Source organism: uncultured Chitinophaga sp. (assembly GCF_937874145.1).
In the GTDB taxonomy this organism is placed as follows: Bacteria; Bacteroidota; Bacteroidia; order Chitinophagales; family Chitinophagaceae; genus Chitinophaga.
Genome location: NZ_CALNBI010000488.1, coordinates 1 through 4796, shown reverse-complemented (window position 1 = coordinate 4796; position 4796 = coordinate 1). Strand labels below are relative to the sequence as shown.

Annotated in this window: 6 protein-coding genes; 3 read left to right on the top strand and 3 right to left on the bottom strand. The window is 48.4% G+C overall.

From position 1 onward, the window contains the following. Positions 1–240 precede the first annotated feature (240 nt). From Q0510_RS23185 to Q0510_RS23175, 3 genes are read left to right on the top strand one after another with little or no spacing between them, the layout of a single operon-like run. Positions 241–945 carry a hypothetical protein gene (locus Q0510_RS23185; RefSeq protein ID WP_298717120.1) on the top strand — a complete coding sequence of 235 codons (705 nt, stop codon included), beginning with the start codon at positions 241–243 and terminating at the stop codon, positions 943–945. An 8-nt stretch (positions 946–953) separates the two neighbouring features. Continuing rightward, positions 954–1832: a hypothetical protein gene (locus tag Q0510_RS23180; RefSeq protein WP_298717115.1), complete on the top strand. Its 879-nt coding sequence runs from the start codon at positions 954–956 to the stop codon at positions 1830–1832. Positions 1833–1860: 28 nt separating this feature from the next. Continuing rightward, positions 1861–2262 (top strand): DUF3592 domain-containing protein, encoded by a 402-nt coding sequence (locus Q0510_RS23175; protein ID WP_298717112.1) that lies wholly within the window; start codon positions 1861–1863, stop codon positions 2260–2262. 35 nt (positions 2263–2297) lie between these two features. Here the strand turns inward: Q0510_RS23175 and Q0510_RS23170 are convergent, their stop codons facing one another. The 3 genes from Q0510_RS23170 to Q0510_RS23160 all read right to left on the bottom strand — a co-directional run. Continuing rightward, positions 2298–2807, bottom strand: a complete 510-nt coding sequence (locus tag Q0510_RS23170) for an AAA family ATPase (protein WP_298717109.1) — start codon at positions 2805–2807, stop codon at positions 2298–2300. 83 nt (positions 2808–2890) lie between these two features. Continuing rightward, a complete protein-coding gene (locus Q0510_RS23165; RefSeq protein WP_298717106.1) occupies positions 2891–4213 on the bottom strand; it encodes a DEAD/DEAH box helicase in 1323 nt (440 codons plus the stop codon). A 35-nt stretch (positions 4214–4248) separates the two neighbouring features. After that, the coding region (locus Q0510_RS23160) for an AraC family transcriptional regulator (protein WP_298717103.1) at positions 4249–4796 on the bottom strand (548 nt) is incomplete at its 5' end.

Here is a 4796-nt window from a genome sequence, read left to right as displayed (position 1 = left end):
AAGTTGAATAGTTCGATAATTGTCCTCCCGGCCCGCACGATTTTTAGAGACCGGTGCTGAACGCGATTTTTCTTTTTTAGTCGAGCAATCCCCATCATTTTCCATTAATTTCAAGGAATTGCGTATAATGTGCAAACCACAGCATTTTCGCATGATAACCCATCCCGCCACAAAGTCCTTATGCTTACTGAGGAACCTGGAAACACGCGGATGAAAACAATTTATCGCTAACAGCCTGGTATGAGCGTATTCACTTACCATCTTGCAAAAACACCTTATATCTCTGCCTTAAGAGCGATTGTATCATCTCCCCGGCCGAAAGACGCTCCTGGTTTGATACATGCAGAGTGCATGACAGCCATGACGTTGGGATCAGCCATCTATTCCCCGTCGCGGATGCTGGCCAGGCAGGTTGCCATATTTGCGCAATGGGAAAATGACGCAGCCATTGACCGCTTCTTAGAAAGCAATAGCCTGGGTAAAGTAATGGCGAAAGGATGGCACATACGCCTGGCATTTTTGCGGCAGTGGGGAAATATAAGCGCATTTGAGATACCTGATGAACCCATTGCATCCAACGCTCCGGACGATCCCGTTGTAGCGGTAACCCTTGCCAGAATGAAGCTCCCCGAGATACCCAGGTTCATTCATTGGGGCAGGCCGGTGGAGAGATTGGTCCGGGATCATCCGGGAGCAATATTTTCAACGGCTTCTATCAAGCTCCCGCGTACCGTTTCCACTTTTTCTATCTGGAAATCCCAAAGGGAAATGACGGATATGGTTCGGGGACACAGTGCGGTCCCACTACCGGACAGGCATATAAATGCCATGAAGGAACGGGAAAGGAAAGATTTTCATTTCGAGTTTACAACGTTGCGATTCAAACCCATTTCAGAATTTGGTGAATGGAATGGCCGAACAAACTATATCCCTAACCTCAAATAATTATAGAAATGAACCTGGCATATCCAACGCAGAAGTTGCAGGATTGGCTAACTCAGCAATGGGTGATTTTCCGGGGCCGAAGCATAACGCCCGATGAAGTTTCCTGGTTAATGGGGCCATTTGGGTACCTGGACGGAATCGGGGAGGAGTATATTGAGCAACTAGCCCGAAAGGAAGGTTTGGTGATTGATAGTAAATCAGGTAAAAAAGGGCTCATACCTTCAATGGATATGCTCCATCTGCCGGCGCATGAATTGTCAGCTTTATCGCAGCATGTTATTGATTTTTATGAGAATACCGCTGATTATGCCCTGGATTTCTCAGTGAAATGGAATCCTTTTTTCAAAGGTTTTGGCATGTTGGTTAATAAGATATTCAGCAATAGAATCAATCAGTTAAATATTCCAACAAGCAATAGGGACGGCGAATTGTTGCAAAGCAAAGTAATCACTTTAATTGAGCCGGAGTCTGGCGAAGTCAGGTATACGTTTTGGTTCAGGTCTGCTCAGTCGAGTGGCCAGGTTATTTATTCGGGTGCTTATGGCCTGAGTACCTTGCCTTCAGGGAAAATATGCATCAAGGCCGTTTTCCCTCTACCCAATGGCAATGCTACTGTGCTCATGACGCCTGGTGTCGGGGAAAATGGTGAACTGATACTGGATTCATCCGGAAGAGAATTTGGAGATGCCGGGTTTTACTTTTTGTTGAAGGACTCGAAGGGGAAATATTGGTCGAAATTCATCCGTTCCTTTCGCGACCGGTTGATTGTAAGTGCTAAACAGGATCATATTTCTGCAGAACAAACACTTACACTATGGCGCAGAAAGGTACTAACATTCAACTATACAATAAAACGCATCCGCCAACCCATCGGGAATATTCGCTAACTTTAGATGCGACGCCAATTACCCCATCATGATTATCCTTTACATCCTCCTCATCGTCATCGGCGCTATCCCGCTGTGGATAACGGTCCGTTATATCCGGTTGGAAGAACGCATCCGGCTGCACGGGATTTCAACGACCGGAACCATTACGAACATCAAAACCACCCGCTATTCACGCGGTCCGGTATCAGATCGGGTGCATGTACGGTACGACGGATTGTCCGGCCAAGGCCATACGGCGAGCTTCGTATCGAAGCATGGGAAGTACCGGTCCGGCAGAACGGTTCCGGTAAAGTACCTTCCTGAAAAGCCCGATAAAATCATCGTGGAAGCGAAAAGAGGCTATTGGTCCATGCTTGTGTTTACAATCCTGTTGATGCTTTTCATCATTTTTGCAGTATACAAAATTGATGAGATGTTAAAGGGGTAGAAATTACCGGATGTGGTTTTTGATAGTGGTTTTTTTCAGGAGTTGTGTGCAAGCACCTGTTCTCTTCTGGACCTGGCATCACCTTTTACGGCTATAATTTTAGTATTGAAATCCCACACCCAATCGTGCAGCACATCATTTACCGACAATCTCAATTCCGTGAGCTCCGTTTCCCCGCCAGGATAAAAATCCGGATTGTCAATCGGGACGAAGATGAGCAGGTCAATTTGCTCCATTATATTTTGAGCGGTTTGAAATAATTGCTGAATATTTCGATGCGGCTCAATTGCATGTATATAAGCCAGGATATCTACCGGGCATCTGTCAAAAATGACATGCTCCCCGCTATTTGCAATGCGCTTGACGGAATGATGAAATTGATCAACAAAATCATCGACCCCGGGGATTTCAGAGAATATATTCCCCGACGCTTCCATTTCACAGTAAGGCTCTATAACCAGTTCATAACCTGGCAGATGCTCCAGCAAATCTTCCGCGAGCGTCGTTTTGCCGACACCATGCGTTCCGCATATGGCTATTTTCATCACTTCTTTGTAAAGTTTGATTATGGTGCGGCTCCCGGGGTGACTGTCAACTGGTTGCAAAGTCAAAAACTGCCGGCATCAGCCTACTTCGCAATACTGATTTTCACTTTCTTGTTTTTGATCCGTTCGGATTGTATCAGTTGAAGGGCGGCGCCAGCCTTGGATTTGCGTACGCCTACAAAGGAGAAAAAGTCTTTTACTTCTATGATACCGATATCCTCTTTCTTCAGTTTTCCTTTATGCGAGAGGAAACCGACGATGTCCACTTTGTTTACTTTATCTTTTTTGCCTGCGGCGATGAACAAGGTGGTCCAATCCGGTTTTTGCGGTATCACGGCTTTCTCCGGCAGGTTGATGACTTCGGGCTCCGGGGAAATGAAATCTGGCACCCTTTCATGGGGCGCCAAAATCAGGATCGCCGTGCCGCTGGCTTCCATACGCGCCGTGCGGCCGTTGCGGTGGGTAAAAGTTTCGATGGTATGCGGCAGCTGATAATGGATAACGTAGCGGATATTGGGGATATCCAGTCCGCGGGCCGCCAGGTCGGTGGTCACCAGGATGTTGGACGTGCCATTGCGGAACTTGCAGAGCGCTGCATCCCGCTCCTGTTGCTCCAGCGCTCCATGATAATACACATTCGGGATGCCTTCGTTTTTCAGATAGGCGCTGACTTCCTCGACAAATTCACGCTGGTTGCAGAATATAATAGTGGACCGGTTGCCCAGCGCACAAATCAGCCGGAACAGCGTTTCGGACTTATCTTCATCCCCGCTCATTACCATTTTAACCGCCAAGGCAGGCGACTGCTCACCCTTCAGGAAGTTGAGCTCCACAGGTTGCCCCATCCCAACGAACGCCGGGATCTCCAGGGCTTCCGTGGCCGAGGTAAGGATTCTTTTCTTTAAAATAGGAAGGGAACCGATGATGAAAGCCATTTCTTCGTCAAAACCCTCTTCCAGCGATTTATCGAATTCATCCAGGACCAACGTTTCGATATGGCTGGTATTGATATTGCCCCTGCGGATATGGTCGGCCAGCCTGCCAGGCGTGCCCACGATCAGCGCAGGAGCCTGTTTCAGGTTGTTTTCTTCGGTTTCCCGCAAATGCCCGCCGTAGCAGCAGGTGATTTTGAAACCCGTCTTCATTTTCTTGAAAACCTGTTCGATCTGCAATGCCAGTTCGCGGGACGGAACAATGATCAGGGCCTGGCTCACAGCCGTGTTTTCTTTCAGCAACTGCGCCACCGGCAGGAGGAAGGCCAGTGTTTTGCCGGAACCGGTATCGGCCAGCAAAACCACGTCGTTAGCCTTACTGTTAGTTTCCAGCGATGCCTGCTGCATCTCGTTCAATGCCTTGATTTGCAAATGCACCAGGGCATTTGGAACGGAGAAAGAAGAATGATCCATCCGGCAAAAGTACGTCAATTCACCCAATCCCCCCGTCAATCCGCCACCCGCAGAAACGGCGCGTCTGCATTGCTGACGATAAACACTTTCCGGAAATCCCGGGGCGTCATCCCCTGGTGGACCTTGAACTGCCGGTTGAAGTAGGAAACATTGTCAAAACCACAGGCATAACAAATATCCGTGATGCTGTCGTCTTTCCCGATCAGCAAACGGGTGGCATGGCTGATCCTGATCTCGTTGACGAACTGCGAGAACGTTTTGTGGGTGTTCCTTTTGAAATACCGGCAGAAAGCCGCCTCACTCATGCAGGCCAGCGATGCGGCAGTTTGAATGTCCACCCCCGTCTGGTAATTCTCGAATACATAATTGAATATGGAAGAAAGCTTCTCGGCGTCGCTTTCCTTATACTGGATCTTGCGGCTGTCGTCCGTAATCGTCGGGGCCTGTTCCCTTACGTGCCGGCTTAATTCCTCCAGGATCTGCAACAGCACGATGAGATTTTTCATCTGCTGATTCGGCTGAAACCGGAAGAACAGCTGGCTGAGGGCCTTGTACTGATCCCCAAACCGGATACCATACACCG

Excerpts from the sequence above, each read along its gene's own strand:
- Q0510_RS23185 (WP_298717120.1), top strand. The coding sequence starts at position 241 with ATGAGCGTATTCACTTACCATCTTGCAAAAACACCTTATATCTCTGCC.
- Q0510_RS23180 (WP_298717115.1), top strand. The coding sequence starts at position 954 with ATGAACCTGGCATATCCAACGCAGAAGTTGCAGGATTGGCTAACTCAG.
- Q0510_RS23175 (WP_298717112.1), top strand. The coding sequence starts at position 1,861 with ATGATTATCCTTTACATCCTCCTCATCGTCATCGGCGCTATCCCGCTG.
- Q0510_RS23170 (WP_298717109.1), bottom strand. The coding sequence starts at position 2,807 with ATGAAAATAGCCATATGCGGAACGCATGGTGTCGGCAAAACGACGCTC.
- Q0510_RS23165 (WP_298717106.1), bottom strand. The coding sequence starts at position 4,213 with ATGGATCATTCTTCTTTCTCCGTTCCAAATGCCCTGGTGCATTTGCAA.